The sequence below is a fragment of the Diaphorobacter sp. B2A2W2 genome (assembly GCF_056730635.1).
Map to the genome: position 1 here is coordinate 228,180 of NZ_JBWZOR010000005.1, position 13,626 is coordinate 241,805.

The following is a 13,626-nucleotide window of genomic DNA, read 5'->3' on the forward strand; positions in this document are numbered from 1 at the left end:
GAAAACAATGAGCTACACCAAAGCCAACATCACCAAGCGCAAGTTCGACGTGGTCATCGTCGGTGCCGGCGGCTCGGGCATGCGCGCCTCGCTGGAACTGTCCCGCGCAGGCCTGAACGTGGCCTGCCTGTCCAAGGTCTTCCCCACCCGCTCGCACACCGTGGCAGCGCAAGGCGGCGTGTCCGCATCGCTGGGCAACATGAGCGAAGACAACTGGCACTACCATTTCTACGACACCATCAAGGGCGGCGACTGGCTGTCCGACCAGGACGCCGTCGAGTTCATGTGCCGCGAAGCACCCAAGGTGGTGATCGAGCTCGAGCATTTCGGCATGCCGTTCGACCGCAACCCCGACGGCACCATCTACCAGCGCCCCTTCGGCGGCCACACGGCCAACTACGGTGAGAAGCCCGTGCAGCGCGCCTGCGCCGCGGCCGACCGTACCGGCCACGCCATGCTGCACACGCTGTACCAGAAGAACGTCGAATCCAAGACCAACTTCTTCGTGGAATGGATGGCGCTGGACCTGATCCGCGACGCTGAGGGCGACGTGGTCGGCGTAACCGCGCTGGAACTGGAAACCGGCGACCTGTACGAACTGCACGCCAAGGCCGTGCTGCTGGCCACAGGCGGCGCTGGCCGCATCTTTGCGGCATCGACCAACGCCTTCATCAACACCGGCGACGGCCTGGGCATGGCCGCACGCGCGGGCATCCCGCTGCAGGACCTGGAGTTCTGGCAGTTCCACCCCACCGGCGTGGCCGGCGCGGGCGTGCTGCTGACCGAAGGCTGCCGCGGCGAAGGCGCCATCCTGCTGAACAGCAATGGCGAGCGTTTCATGGAGCGTTACGCGCCCACCTTGAAGGACCTGGCACCGCGCGACTTCGTGTCCCGCTCGATGGATCAGGAGATCAAGGAAGGCCGTGGCTGCGGTCCCAACAAGGACTACATCCTGATGAAGCTCGACCACCTGGGCGCTGACACCATCCGCAAGCGCCTGCCGTCGGTGGAAGAGATCGGCCACAACTTCGCCAACGTGGACATCACCAAGGAACCGATCCCCGTCGTGCCCACCATCCACTACCAGATGGGCGGCATTCCGACCAACATCCACGGCCAGGTCGTCACCTGGGACGGCGAGAAGAACAACGTGGTCAATGGCCTGTACGCCGTCGGCGAATGCGCCGCGGTGTCGGTGCACGGCGCCAACCGCCTGGGCACGAACTCGCTGCTCGACCTGTTGGTGTTCGGCAAGTCGGCCGGCAAGCACATCGTGCAATTCGTTGGGGGCTACGGCGAGCACAAGGCCGTGCCGGCCGACGGCAGCGACCGCACCCTGGCGCGCCTGAACCAGTTGGAAGAATCCAAGGACGGCGTCTACGCCCAGGATCTGGCCAACGACATCCGCCAGACCATGCAGCAGCACGCCGGCGTGTTCCGCACGCAAAAGGGCATGGACGAAGGCGTGGTCAAGATCAACGCCATCCGCGAGCGCGTGGGCACCGTGACCCTGAAGGACAAGTCCAAGGTCTGGAACACCGCACGCATGGAAGCGCTGGAAGTGGACAACCTGATCGAGGTCGCCCAGGCCACGATGACCTCGGCCGCGGCCCGCCAGGAGTGCCGTGGCGCACACACCGTGGACGACTACGAGCACCCTGCCGACCATCCCGACTTCCCGTTGGGCCGCAATGACAAGGAGTGGCTCAAGCACACGCTGTGGCACAGCGCCAGCAACAGCCTGAGCTACAAGCCCGTGAACATGAAGCCCCTGACGGTGGACAGCATTCCTCCGAAGGTCCGCACGTTCTAAGACAGCCGCCGCCCACGAGAGAAATAACCCATGAAACGCACTTTCAAGATCTACCGCTACGACCCGGACAAGGACGCCAAGCCCTACATGCAGACCGTGGAGGTCGAGCTCGACGGTCACGAACGCATGCTGCTGGATGCATTGCTCAAGCTCAAGGCACAGGATCCCACGCTGTCGTTCCGCCGCTCCTGCCGCGAAGGCGTGTGCGGCTCCGACGCCATGAACATCAACGGCAAGAACGGCCTGGCCTGCCTGACGAACATGAAGACCCTCTCGGGCGACATCGTCTTGAAGCCCCTGCCCGGCCTGCCGGTGATCCGCGACCTGATCGTGGACATGACGCAGTTTTTCAAGCAGTACCACTCGATCAAGCCCTACCTGCAAAGCGACATCTACGCGTCACCCACCAAGGAGCGCCTGCAGTCGCCCGAAGAGCGTGAAGAGCTCAACGGCCTGTACGAGTGCATTCTGTGCGCCAGCTGCTCCACGAGCTGCCCCTCGTTCTGGTGGAACCCCGACAAGTTCGTGGGTCCCGCCGGCCTGCTGCAGGCCTACCGCTTCATCGCGGACAGCCGCGACACGGCCACGGGCGAGCGCCTGGACAACCTGGAAGACCCCTACCGCCTGTTCCGCTGCCATACCATCATGAACTGCGTGGACGTGTGCCCCAAGCACCTGAACCCCACGCGCGCGATTGGCAAGATCAAGGAATTGATGGCACGCCGTGCCATCTGAGAACCATGGCTGACGAAGCGCTGCTGGACGAACGCGAAGTGGCCATCCTGCGGTGGCGCTGCCGCCGCGGGCTGGTGGAGAACGACCTGTTTCTCGAGCGGTTCTTCACAACCCACGGCTCCTGCCTGACGATCCGTCAGGCGCGAGGACTCACGCTACTGATGGACTTGTCGGACAACGACCTGCTGGACCTGCTGCTGCGGCGCAAGGAACCCACGGGCGAAGTCGCTAAGGACGAAGTCAAGGAAGTGCTGGAGCAGTTGCGCAACCGCGCTTAAGCCCCAGCCCCGTGCAAGGCAAACAACAGAAGGAAACTGGAAATGAAACTGGCAGACAACAAAGCGACGCTATCGTTCAGCAACGGCAGCCCGAGCGTGGAACTCCCCGTGTACCAAGGCAGCATCGGCCCGGACGTGGTCGACATCCGCAAGCTGTACGCGCAAACGGGCATGTTCACCTATGACCCCGGTTTCCTTTCCACGGCATCCTGCCAGTCGTCCATCACCTACATCGACGGCGACAAGGGCGAGCTGCTGTACCGCGGCTACCCCATCGAGCAGCTCGCCACCCAGTGCGACTACCTCGAAACCTGCTACCTGCTGCTGAATGGCGAGCTGCCCAACGCCGCGCAGAAGGCCACGTTCAACGACCGCGTGACCAAGCACACGATGGTCAACGAGCAGATGCAGTTCTTCCTGCGCGGTTTCCGCCGCGACGCACACCCCATGGCCGTGCTGACCGGTCTGGTGGGCGCGCTGTCGGCCTTCTACCACGACAGCACGGACATCAATAACCCCGAGCACCGCGAGATCTCCGCCATTCGCCTGATCGCCAAGATGCCCACGCTGGTGGCCATGGCGTACAAGTACGGCAAGGGCGAGCCCTACATGTACCCCCGCAACGACCTCTCGTACGCAGGCAACTTCCTGCGCATGATGTTCGGCACGCCCTGCGAGGACTACAAGGTCAACCCCGTGATCGAACGCGCGATGGACCGCATCTTCATCCTGCACGCCGACCACGAGCAGAACGCCTCCACCTCCACGGTGCGCCTGTGCGGCTCCTCGGGCACCAACCCGTTCGCCGCCATCGCTGCCGGCGTGGCATGCCTGTGGGGCCCTGCCCACGGCGGCGCCAACGAAGCCTGCCTGAACATGCTGGAAGAAATCCAGGCCATGGGCGGCGTGTCCAAGGTGGGCGAGTTCATGGAGAAGGTCAAGGACAAGTCCTCCGGCGTGAAGCTGATGGGCTTTGGCCACCGCGTGTACAAGAACTACGACCCCCGCGCCAAGCTCATGCAGGAAACCTGCAACGAAGTGCTGGCCGAGCTGGGCCTCGAAAAGGACCCGCTGTTCGCCCTGGCCAAGCAGCTGGAGAAGATCGCCCTGGAGGACGACTACTTCGTGCAGCGCAAGCTCTACCCGAACGTGGACTTCTACTCCGGCATCGTGCAGCGCGCGATCGGCATCCCGGTCAACCTGTTCACCGGCATCTTCGCGCTGGCCCGTACGGTGGGCTGGATCGCCCAGCTCAACGAGATGATCGGCGACCCCGAGTACAAGATCGGCCGCCCCCGCCAGCTGTTCGTGGGCGCCGAGCGCCGCGACGTTCCGGCCCTCAACAAGCGCTGATCAAGCAGCGCCGCCTGCCGCGAAGGCAGGCGTGCCCCGCCCCCAGCCCGCACGCACCTGTTGCCTGCGGGCTTTTTTGCGTCCGTGCCTTTTTGCTGCGCACAACGGGAAGCGTGCTGCAGCCGCGGTCAACCGCTGCGCCGCCAATGCCCGCGCGACACTCCGATCAGGCGCATCCACCTATACCCCCTCCCAGTAATAGGCATTTATTGCCCTCCAGCGCTTTATCCTAAAGCGCCATCGATTTATACTTCCCCCTAGTACAAGGCACATAGCAACACGTCCCGGCACAACGCCCGCCCATCCAACCGCCATGCCCCATACCGCCGAAGACAAGCAACGCGCCATCACGCGCCTGCGCCGCATCCGCGGCCAGGCCGAGGCGCTGGAGCGCGCCGTGCAGGCGGGCAGCGACTGCGCACCCATCCTGCAGCAGCTGGCCGCCCTGCGCGGCGCCGTGCATGGGCTGATGGCCGACATGCTGGACAGCCATGTGCGCGAAACCCTGGCGCAAGAGCCCGCCCCCTCGCCCCAGGCCGTGGACGAGACGCTGGCCCTGCTGCGCTCGTACCTGAAGTAACGTCCCCCCACCCTTTCACCACAAGGAGCCCTCCCATGAAATCCCGCGCCGCCGTCGCCTTCAAAGCTGGTGAACCTCTGCAGATCGTCGAACTCGACGTGGCCCCGCCCAGCAAGGGCGAAGTACTGGTCAAGATCACCCACACCGGCGTATGCCACACCGATGCCTTCACGCTCAGCGGCGACGACCCCGAGGGCATTTTCCCCGCCGTGCTGGGCCATGAGGGCGCGGGCGTCGTGGTGGAGGTGGGCGAAGGCGTCACCAGCGTCAAGCCGGGCGACCATGTGATTCCGCTGTACACCGCCGAATGCGGCGAATGCCTGTTCTGCAAGAGCGGCAAGACCAACCTGTGCGTGGCCGTGCGCGCCACGCAGGGCAAGGGCGTGATGCCCGACGGCACCACGCGCTTCAGCTACAACGGCCAGCCCGTGTACCACTACATGGGCTGCTCCACGTTCAGCGAATACACCGTGGTGGCCGAGGTGTCGCTGGCCAAGGTTCACCCCGATGCCAACCCCGAGCAGGTCTGCCTGCTGGGCTGCGGCGTGACCACCGGGCTGGGCGCGGTCAAGAACACCGCCAAGGTGCAGCCGGGCGACAGCGTGGCCGTGTTCGGCCTTGGCGGCATCGGCCTGGCGGTGATCCAGGGCGCCCACCTGGCCGGCGCGGGCCGCATCATCGCCATCGACACCAACCCGGGCAAGTTCGACCTGGCACGCACCTTCGGAGCCACCGACTGCGTGAAACCCAAGGACTTCGACAAGCCCATCCAGCAGGTGATCGTGGAGATGACTGGCTGGGGTGTGGACCACAGCTTCGAGTGCATTGGCAACGTCAACGTGATGCGTGCGGCGCTGGAATGCGCACACCGCGGCTGGGGTCAGAGCGTGATCATCGGCGTGGCCGGTGCGGGACAAGAGATCTCGACTCGCCCGTTCCAGCTCGTCACGGGCCGCAAGTGGCTGGGTACGGCCTTCGGCGGCGTCAAGGGCCGCAGCGAACTGCCCGGCATGGTGGAGGACGCCATGGCCGGCAAGATCCAGCTCGCCCCGTTCGTCACCCACACCATGGGCCTCACGGACATCAACCAGGCGTTCGACCTGATGCACGAGGGCAAGTCGATCCGCTCGGTGGTGAACTACGCTGCATAAAAACAGGAGCGCTTGGCGCTTGATGCACAAGGGGTTCCAGTACTTTTATTACTGAATCCCTCCCATACCAAGCGCCAACAGCTACTTAAAAAGGAGCAACACGCCCATGTCCGACACCCTGGAACAACTCTCGGCCCACGCCTGCTTTGGCGGCGAGCAACGCTTTTACCGCCATGCTTCGCACGCAGTGGGTCTGCCGATGCGCTTCGCCGTCTACCTGCCGCCCCGTGCGCTGGCGGGCCAGAGTGCAGATGGAAAGGTCCCCGCGCTGCTCTACCTCGCGGGCCTGACCTGCACCGAGGAGACCTTCCCCATCAAGGCCGGCGCCCAGCGCCTGGCGGCAGAGCTGGGCCTGGCCCTCATCACCCCCGACACCAGCCCGCGCGGCGCGGGCGTGGCGGGCGAGGCCGACGCCTGGGACTTCGGCGTGGGCGCGGGCTTCTATTTGGACGCCACGCAAGCCCCCTGGTCCACGCACTGGCGCATGGAAAGCTACCTGCTGGAGGAACTGCTGCCGCTTGTCACCAACGCCCTGCCCATCGACGGTGCCCGGCTGGGCCTGTTTGGCCACAGCATGGGCGGCCATGGCGCGCTGACGCTGGCACTGCGCCACCCGGGGCGGTTCAAGAGCCTGTCGGCCTTCGCACCCATCTGCGCCCCCACGCGCTGCCCCTGGGGCGAGAAGGCGCTCACCGGCTACCTGGGCCCGGACCGCACCTCCTGGGGAGAGCACGACGCCACCGTGCTCATGGAGAACCAGCCCCTCGCGCCCTACCCCGGCGGCATCCTCATCGACCAGGGGCTGGACGACAAATTCCTGGCCGATCAACTGCACCCGCACCTGTTCGAGGCGGCCTGCAGCGCCATCGGCCAGCCGCTCACGCTGCGCCGCCACGCAGGCTATGACCACGGCTACTACTTCATCCAGAGCTTCATCGACGACCACCTGCGCCACCACGCGCAGCAGTTGGGCGCCTGAGGCAGTGTGAACGAACCGCCCGGCTCTCTCGTTCAGCCCAACCTGTCCGCGCGCCGTTGCGGATGCCCGCTACAGCCCGCACGAGGGGTGCGCCTTGCGCCGCGACTGGCCGCGATTGGCCGCGTTTCTGCCGCCCTTTCGCGGTTGCCCAAGCCGCCCGAGGTCATGCACCGTCTGACACCCGACGCCCGCCAAACCGCTCACACCGGGCGGGGCGCACCCACCGCGTAGGCGCGCAGGTCACGCCCGCCGATGCCCAGCGCCGGCCACAGAGCGCGCCACTGCGCAATGTGGGCACTGGCGAAGTGGCGGTCCAGGTCGTCCTGGCTGCGCCACAGCTCATGCACGTGGATCAGCCCGGCGTCCAGCACATCCTGCGCATACGCATATTCGATGCAGCCCGGTTCGGCCCGTGAAGCCTGCACCATCGCCCGCATGGCCGGCAGCGCGGCGGCCAGCCCGTCCGCCGGCAGGCGAATGGTTCCTACGATCAACAGCATTCAGCACTCCCTCCCCACAGCAAAGCGCCCATGCTAGCCGCGGCGCGCACCGCGCTCAGAACAGCACGCCCTGCCCGCGCGCCAGCGCCGGGCGGTACTGCGACAGGTCCAGTTCCGTGCGCTGGCGGTTCAGGCCCAGGCGCGCACAGGTCTTCTCGAAGCGCTGGCGCAACAGGTCGGCCCACAGGCCCGAGCCCTTCATGCGCGTGGCGTGGCTGCTGTCGTAGCTCTTGCCCGCGATACGCGCGGTTGCGTCGATGCCGTGCAGATCCTGAATGCGCGCCAGGACGCGTTCGGCACGCTGCGGGTAGTGCAGTTGCAGCCACTCGCGCATCAGGGCATTGAGTTCCCACGGCAGGCGGATCACCGTGTAGAAGGCCGAGGTGGCGCCCGCATCGCGCGCAGCGGCCAGCACCTGCTCCATGTCCTCGGTGATGAAAGGAATCTGCGGCGCCACGCTCACGCCGACGGGCACGCCGGCTTCGGCCAGCGCGCGGATGGTGCGCAGCCGCCGATGCGGCGCGGCTGCGCGCGGCTCCAGCACGCGGGCCAGGCGCGCATCCAGCGTGGTGATGGTCACGTAGGCCGCCGCCAGCCGGCTGTGCGCCAGCGGAGCCAGCAGGTCCAGGTCACGTTCCACGCCGCTGCTCTTGGTGATCAGCGAGAACGGGTGTCGTGCATCGCGCATCACCTCGATCAGCGCACGCGTGAGGCGCAGCTCACGCTCCACCGGCTGGTAGCAGTCGGTGGCGGAGCCGATGTTGACCACCGAAGGCCGATGGCTGGCGCGCGCCAACTCGCCCCGCAGCACCGCGGCGATATTGCGCTTGACGATGATGCGAGTCTCGAAGTCCAGCCCCGGCGACAGGTTGAGGTAGCTGTGCGTGGGCCGTGCGTAGCAGTACACACAGCCATGCTCGCAGCCGCGGTAAGGGTTCACCGATTGCTCGAAGAAAATGTCGGGCGAATCGTTGCCGCACAGCGCGCTGCGCGCGTCTTCCCAGATCACCTGGGTCAGCGGCGCGGCGGGCGCGGCACTTTCGTCGCCCGTCACACCCTCCTCCGGCCCGCCCCAGCCGTCGTCGAACGCCTCGCGCGCATCGCGCATAAAGCGGTGGGCCATACGCGTGGCCGTACCCCGCCCCTTGAGCGGCTGCGCGGGCGCCCATACGACAGGAGCCAGTGAGGGCGGGGGATCGTCTTCGGAATGCATTGAATAACTGTATAAATAAACAGTTATTCTGACAATATCCAAAGGCCTACGCCATTTGCCGGAGGGCTGCAAGCGCAGCGCAATTCGCACTGCGCGCGTGTGAGATCGCTTGGCAAACGCGGCACCAGGCCGCACAATTCACCACTTCCGCACCCAATTTAGTGCTTTTTTTGAGAACATGCCTTGGCCCGGACAACCCCGTTGCCCGGGCTTTTGTCCGTTTGAGCGCGGCTGCCCGGCAGACGCGCTTTCACTATCGTTTACAAGGGAATCACACCATGCAGCGCAAGCCCCACATCATCCTGTCGTCCCTGGACCTGGAGCGCATCGAAGCCCTGCTGGAAAAACAAACCGCCCCCTTTCCTGGCCGCGAGGCACTGGAGGCCGAACTGGACCGCGCCGACGTGTTCGATCCCAAGGACATGCCCCCCAACGTGGTGACCATGAATTCCACCGTGCGCTTCACGCTGCTGGAAACCGGCAAGACGAACACGCTGACGCTGGTCTACCCGAAGGAGATGGACGGCTCGGGCGACAAGGTGTCGGTGTTCGCACCCGTCGGCATCGCACTGCTGGGCCTGGGCGTGGGCGACGAATTCCAGATGCCCAGCCCCACCGGCCAGGTCACCGTGCGCGTGGACGCCATTGATTTCCAACCCGAGAACGCGGGTGAACTGCATCGCTGAGCGCGATCGCACCACCCAAGACCAAGGCAGCCATAACTAGCTGCCTTTTTTTCGTCAGCGCAGGCCTGCCATGAGCGCGGTGGTCAGCAAGCCGGTTCCCACGAGCCCGGCCTGCCAGCGCAGCGCAGATTGCCATGTGGGAACGTGGCGCTCCACACGCTCGTACAGCAGGTGGCCCGCGGCGATCGACAGCACGAAAGCGATGCCCATGCCCGCCATCGCGGCGGCTACTGACTGCGGCCAGAAGTAGCTTTCCACCGCGTTGACGAGCACGCACACCGCAAAGTGCACGAGGAATACCGAATACGAGATCTGCCCCAGCCGGCTGAGCGGTGCCCAGCCTTGCCAGCGCTGCATGGCCAGGCTGCGCATGGCCACCACCAGCAGCAGCGCAGTCACGCCGGCCAGCGCAATGCGGGGGCGCCACTCCAGTGCCAACGCAGCCACCACCAGCGCCGCGATCAGCAGCGCCCAGCTCCAGGCTCCCAGCGCGCGGGGCGACTGCACGGCCCAGTAGGCCAGCATGCCAAGGCCATAGGCACCGAAGAAATACACCGCCCAGACGTCCCAATCGGCGTCGCGGTTGAAGTACAGCAGCGAGGCGGCGACGCCCGTCGCCACGAGTGCCTGCGCGCCGCTCAGGGCCCAGGGCCAGTAGCGGGACATGCCGCGCGCACGCAGCGCCACCGCCGCGCGTGATACCCCAGTCAGGACCAGCGTGGTGAGGGCGAACAGCTGAAAGTCGATGGCCACGTACCACACGCCGGCCGACAGCGACTCCTCGTTCAGCACGCTTTGCAGCAGCAGCGCATGCGCGAGCAACTGGCCCAGGTCCGGCACGTCGGATACCGAGGCGTGGTCGAACCACGGTTGCACGGTCGCCTGCACGACGATGGCGATCACCAGCGCCACCGCGTAGGGCACCACCAGGCGCACGAAACGCCGTGCGATGCGCTGGGCAGGGTCGGTAAAGCGCGCCTGCCCCTGCGGCGCCAGACTGGCCGCTGCCAGGAATCCCCCCAGCACCAGGAACACCTGCACCGCCATGCGCGCGTATTCGTAGAGCCAGTCGATCAACCCCGGCACCGCTTGGCGCGCCACGTCGGACATGGGCCCGTAGAACGCCAGGTGGTGCCAGACGATGGCGGCGCAGGCCAGGCCTTTGGTGCAGTCGATCAACGCACTGCGGGAGGCATGAGACGGGGTGTGCTGGGACATTCAAAACAGGAACCCCGTGCCGGCAGCAGGCCTGCGACGGGGGTTCACGGTAATCGGGCAAGCCCGAGATTTTGCGCCTTTTGCGCTGATGCTGCTGACCGCTACACAGCGGACGCGCATCAACAAAAACGGCGCCCCTGGGGCGCCGTTGGGCCAACGGGGCTACGTTGCAGCCCCGCGCGGGCATCAGCCCAGGGCCAGGCGCTCGCGCGCTTGCTGGTATTCGCGGCGCAGGCGCGCGACGAGTTCAGCCGTCGAAGTGACCTCGGTGATGCTGCCGATGCCCTGGCCGCAGCCCCAGATGTCCTTCCAAGCCTTCTTGGCGTCGCCACCGAAGTTCATCTTGCTCGGATCGGACTCCGGTAGGTTGTCGGGGTCCAGGCCTGCCGCGCGGATTGACGGCGCCAGGTAGTTGCCGTGCACACCCGTGAACAGATTGCTGTAGACGATGTCGTCGGAGTTGCCCTCGACGATGGCCTGCTTGTACGCATCGATGGCGCGCGCCTCGTGCGTGGCGATGAAGGCCGAGCCGATGTAGGCGAAGTCCGCGCCCATGGCCTGCGCGGCCAGGATGGCGCCGCCCGAGGCGATGGAGCCCGACAGCGCGAGCGGACCGTCAAACCATTGGCGGATTTCCTGGATCAGCGCAAACGGGCTCTTCACCCCTGCGTGCCCCCCCGCGCCCGCCGCCACGGCGATGAGGCCGTCGGCCCCCTTCTCGATGGCCTTGTGCGCGAACTTGTTGTTGATGATGTCGTGCAGCACGATGCCGCCCCAGCTGTGCACGGCCTGGTTCACGTCCTCGCGCGCGCCCAGGCTGGTGATGACGATCGGCACCTTGTACTTGGCGCAGACCTGCATGTCGTGCTCCAGCCGGTCGTTGCTCTTGTGCACGATCTGGTTGATGGCGAACGGAGCGGAGGGCGACTCGGGATGCGCCTTGTCCCACGCCGCCAGCGTTTCGGTGATCTCGGCGAGCCAGTCGTCGAGTTGCTCCGCCGGCCGTGCGTTGAGCGCAGGCATGGAGCCCACGATGCCGGCCTTGCACTGCTCGATCACGAGTTGAGGGTTGCTGATGATGAACAGCGGCGAGCCGATGACGGGCAGCGAGGGTTTCTGCAACGCTGGGGGCAGTTTGGACATTCGGACGGTCTCCATAATAAAAATGGGCTGTAGCGCTTTACCCGCAAGCGCTAGCAGCTATCAAAACAGAAGCAATTTTCAAAATGCTTCCAGCGGCAGAGCCGTGACGCTGGCCGCACCGTGCACGATTGCGTCGCGCTGGCCCGGCGCCTTGGTCAGCAGGTGGTCGGCATAGAAGCGCGCCGTGGCGATCTTGGCCTGCATGAAGGCCACGTCCTGTCCCTTGGCGGACAGCTCCTGCGCCACCAGCAACGCGCGCGCCAGTTGCCAGCCCGCCACCAGATTGCCGGCCAGCATCAGGTAGGGCACGCTGCCCGCATACACGTCGTTGGGGTGGGCCTTGGCGCCACCAGCGATGAAATCCACCACCTCCAGGAATGCCTGGCGTGCGGCAGCCAGGCGCTGGGCCACCGCTTGAGCGTCGGCCGTGCCGCTGGCGCGCAGCTCGCCCTCGGTGGCCTCGATCTGCGCGGCGATCGCCTTGGCCGTCTGGCCGCCGTCGCGCGCCGTCTTGCGGCCCACCAGGTCGTTGGCCTGGATGGCGGTCGTGCCTTCGTAGATGGTGAGGATCTTCGCGTCGCGGTAGTACTGCGCAGCGCCCGTTTCCTCGATGAAGCCCATGCCGCCGTGTACCTGCACGCCCAGGCTGGCCACTTCCAGGCTCATTTCGGTGCTGTAGCCCTTGACCAGTGGCACCATGAATTCATAGAACACCGCGTTCTGCTTGCGCACCTCGGCATCGGGATGGTGGTGCGCGGCGTCGTAGGCCGCAGCAGCCGTGGTGGCCATGGCGCGGCAACCCTCGGTGTACGCGCGCATGGTCATCAGCATGCGGCGCACGTCGGGGTGGTGGATGATGGCGGCGCTGCCGGCCACGCTGCCGTCGACCGGGCGGCTTTGCACACGGTCGCGCGCGTACTGCACGGCCTTCTGGTAGGCGCGCTCGGCCACCGCGATGCCCTGCACGCCAACGGCGTAGCGCGCGGCGTTCATCATGATGAACATGTATTCCAGGCCCCGGTTTTCCTCTCCCACGAGGTAGCCGATGGCGCCGCCGTTATCACCGTACTGCAGCACGGCCGTGGGCGACGCCTTGATGCCCATCTTGTGTTCGATGGACACGCAATGCACGTCGTTGCGCGCGCCCAGGCTGCCATCCTGGTTCACCAGGAACTTGGGCACCACGAACAGGCTGATGCCCTTCACGCCCTCGGGCGCACCCGCCACGCGCGCCAGCACCAGGTGCACGATGTTCTCCGCCATGTCGTGCTCACCATAGGTGATGAAGATCTTGGTGCCGAAGACCTTGTACGTACCGTCGGGCTGGGGATCGGCCTTGGTGCGCACCAGCGCCAGATCGGAGCCTGCCTGCGGCTCGGTCAGGTTCATGGTGCCGGTCCACTCGCCCGTAACCAGCTTTTCCAGGTAGGTGGCCTTGAGTTCGTCGCTGCCGGCCGTGAGCAGCGCCTCGATGGCACCATCGGTCAGCAGCGGGCACAGCGCAAAGCTCAGGTTGGCGCTGTTGAGCATTTCCACGCAGGCCGCGCCGATGGTCTTGGGCAGGCCCTGGCCGCCGAAGTCGGCAGGGTGCTGCAAGCCCTGCCAGCCGCCCTCGGCGAACTGGCTGAAGGCCTCCTTGAAGCCCGGCGTGGTGGTCACGGCACCATCCTTGAACCAGGAGGGTTTCTCGTCGCCAACCACATTGAGCGGAGCCACCACGCCCTCGTTGAACTTCGCGCACTCTTCCAGCACGGCAGCGGCCGTGTCCAGACCAGCGTCCTCGAAACCGGGAATCTGCGCGACCTGGTCGATGCGTGCCAAGTGCTCGATGGCGAACAGCATGTCCTTGACGGGGGCGGTGTAACTCATGGGTGTCTCCAACTCAAAACGGTACGAATGTGATCAAAAAAAAGGCATCGCAAGCGATGCCTTTTTGCCGGCGCAGCGGCTTACAGGGCCTTCACCAGTTCCGGCACA

At 65.8% G+C, this 13,626-nt stretch carries 13 protein-coding genes; 8 read left to right on the top strand and 5 right to left on the bottom strand.

The features are described 5' to 3' along the window. Positions 1 to 7 precede the first annotated feature (7 nt). From sdhA to fghA, 7 genes are all read left to right on the top strand, one after another. On the top strand, positions 8 to 1,813 hold the full coding sequence (sdhA, locus tag AC1PPL_RS11475; RefSeq protein ID WP_011805951.1) for a succinate dehydrogenase flavoprotein subunit: 1,806 nt from the start codon (positions 8 to 10) through the stop codon (positions 1,811 to 1,813). A gap of 30 nt (positions 1,814 to 1,843) precedes the next feature. Next, positions 1,844 to 2,548, top strand: a complete 705-nt coding sequence (locus tag AC1PPL_RS11480; protein WP_011805952.1) for a succinate dehydrogenase iron-sulfur subunit — start codon at positions 1,844 to 1,846, stop codon at positions 2,546 to 2,548. 5 nt (positions 2,549 to 2,553) lie between these two features. Continuing rightward, complete coding sequence (locus AC1PPL_RS11485; RefSeq protein WP_479973299.1) at positions 2,554 to 2,826, top strand: succinate dehydrogenase assembly factor 2; 273 nt, start codon at positions 2,554 to 2,556, stop codon at positions 2,824 to 2,826. Positions 2,827 to 2,868: 42 nt separating this feature from the next. After that, positions 2,869 to 4,179, top strand: coding sequence for a citrate synthase (locus AC1PPL_RS11490; RefSeq protein ID WP_011805954.1), 1,311 nt, complete (start codon positions 2,869 to 2,871; stop codon positions 4,177 to 4,179). A 313-nt stretch (positions 4,180 to 4,492) separates the two neighbouring features. Then, complete coding sequence (locus tag AC1PPL_RS11495; RefSeq protein ID WP_011805955.1) at positions 4,493 to 4,759, top strand: metal/formaldehyde-sensitive transcriptional repressor; 267 nt, start codon at positions 4,493 to 4,495, stop codon at positions 4,757 to 4,759. 35 nt (positions 4,760 to 4,794) lie between these two features. Then, positions 4,795 to 5,910 carry an S-(hydroxymethyl)glutathione dehydrogenase/class III alcohol dehydrogenase gene (locus AC1PPL_RS11500; protein WP_479973300.1) on the top strand — a complete coding sequence of 372 codons (1,116 nt, stop codon included), beginning with the start codon at positions 4,795 to 4,797 and terminating at the stop codon, positions 5,908 to 5,910. A gap of 106 nt (positions 5,911 to 6,016) precedes the next feature. Next, positions 6,017 to 6,889, top strand: coding sequence for an S-formylglutathione hydrolase (fghA, locus tag AC1PPL_RS11505; RefSeq protein WP_479973301.1), 873 nt, complete (start codon positions 6,017 to 6,019; stop codon positions 6,887 to 6,889). A 200-nt stretch (positions 6,890 to 7,089) separates the two neighbouring features. Here fghA and AC1PPL_RS11510 read toward each other — a convergent pair whose 3' ends face one another. Together AC1PPL_RS11510 and AC1PPL_RS11515 are read right to left on the bottom strand one after the other, a co-directional pair. Beyond that, the gene (locus AC1PPL_RS11510) at positions 7,090 to 7,389 is read right to left on the bottom strand and encodes a putative quinol monooxygenase (protein ID WP_011805958.1); all 300 of its coding nucleotides are present in this window, start codon (positions 7,387 to 7,389) and stop codon (positions 7,090 to 7,092) included. 55 nt (positions 7,390 to 7,444) lie between these two features. After that, positions 7,445 to 8,602 (bottom strand): PA0069 family radical SAM protein, encoded by a 1,158-nt coding sequence (locus AC1PPL_RS11515; protein WP_479973302.1) that lies wholly within the window; start codon positions 8,600 to 8,602, stop codon positions 7,445 to 7,447. A 278-nt stretch (positions 8,603 to 8,880) separates the two neighbouring features. Between AC1PPL_RS11515 and rnk the strand changes: the two genes are divergently transcribed. After that, entirely contained in the window at positions 8,881 to 9,288 is a 408-nt protein-coding gene (gene rnk, locus AC1PPL_RS11520; protein WP_015913710.1) for a nucleoside diphosphate kinase regulator, read from the top strand. 54 nt (positions 9,289 to 9,342) lie between these two features. Here the strand turns inward: rnk and AC1PPL_RS11525 are convergent, their stop codons facing one another. From AC1PPL_RS11525 to AC1PPL_RS11535, 3 genes are all read right to left on the bottom strand, one after another. Next, positions 9,343 to 10,506, bottom strand: a complete 1,164-nt coding sequence (locus tag AC1PPL_RS11525; RefSeq protein WP_479973303.1) for an acyltransferase family protein — start codon at positions 10,504 to 10,506, stop codon at positions 9,343 to 9,345. Between the two features lie 186 nt (positions 10,507 to 10,692). Continuing rightward, positions 10,693 to 11,649, bottom strand: a complete 957-nt coding sequence (locus AC1PPL_RS11530) for an NAD(P)H-dependent flavin oxidoreductase (protein WP_011805963.1) — start codon at positions 11,647 to 11,649, stop codon at positions 10,693 to 10,695. Positions 11,650 to 11,727: 78 nt separating this feature from the next. Further along, positions 11,728 to 13,518, bottom strand: a complete 1,791-nt coding sequence (locus AC1PPL_RS11535; protein ID WP_011805964.1) for an acyl-CoA dehydrogenase — start codon at positions 13,516 to 13,518, stop codon at positions 11,728 to 11,730. Between the last annotated feature and the right edge of the window lie 108 nt (positions 13,519 to 13,626).

Bases quoted from the DNA above. Each gene is read 5' to 3' on its own strand.
- AC1PPL_RS11535 (WP_011805964.1), bottom strand. From the start codon at position 13,518: ATGAGTTACACCGCCCCCGTCAAGGACATGCTGTTCGCCATCGAGCAC.
- fghA (WP_479973301.1), top strand. From the start codon at position 6,017: ATGTCCGACACCCTGGAACAACTCTCGGCCCACGCCTGCTTTGGCGGC.
- rnk (WP_015913710.1), top strand. From the start codon at position 8,881: ATGCAGCGCAAGCCCCACATCATCCTGTCGTCCCTGGACCTGGAGCGC.
- AC1PPL_RS11485 (WP_479973299.1), top strand. From the start codon at position 2,554: ATGGCTGACGAAGCGCTGCTGGACGAACGCGAAGTGGCCATCCTGCGG.
- AC1PPL_RS11480 (WP_011805952.1), top strand. From the start codon at position 1,844: ATGAAACGCACTTTCAAGATCTACCGCTACGACCCGGACAAGGACGCC.
- AC1PPL_RS11510 (WP_011805958.1), bottom strand. From the start codon at position 7,389: ATGCTGTTGATCGTAGGAACCATTCGCCTGCCGGCGGACGGGCTGGCC.
- AC1PPL_RS11500 (WP_479973300.1), top strand. From the start codon at position 4,795: ATGAAATCCCGCGCCGCCGTCGCCTTCAAAGCTGGTGAACCTCTGCAG.
- sdhA (WP_011805951.1), top strand. From the start codon at position 8: ATGAGCTACACCAAAGCCAACATCACCAAGCGCAAGTTCGACGTGGTC.
- AC1PPL_RS11495 (WP_011805955.1), top strand. From the start codon at position 4,493: ATGCCCCATACCGCCGAAGACAAGCAACGCGCCATCACGCGCCTGCGC.
- AC1PPL_RS11515 (WP_479973302.1), bottom strand. From the start codon at position 8,602: ATGCATTCCGAAGACGATCCCCCGCCCTCACTGGCTCCTGTCGTATGG.
- AC1PPL_RS11490 (WP_011805954.1), top strand. From the start codon at position 2,869: ATGAAACTGGCAGACAACAAAGCGACGCTATCGTTCAGCAACGGCAGC.
- AC1PPL_RS11525 (WP_479973303.1), bottom strand. From the start codon at position 10,506: ATGTCCCAGCACACCCCGTCTCATGCCTCCCGCAGTGCGTTGATCGAC.
- AC1PPL_RS11530 (WP_011805963.1), bottom strand. From the start codon at position 11,649: ATGTCCAAACTGCCCCCAGCGTTGCAGAAACCCTCGCTGCCCGTCATC.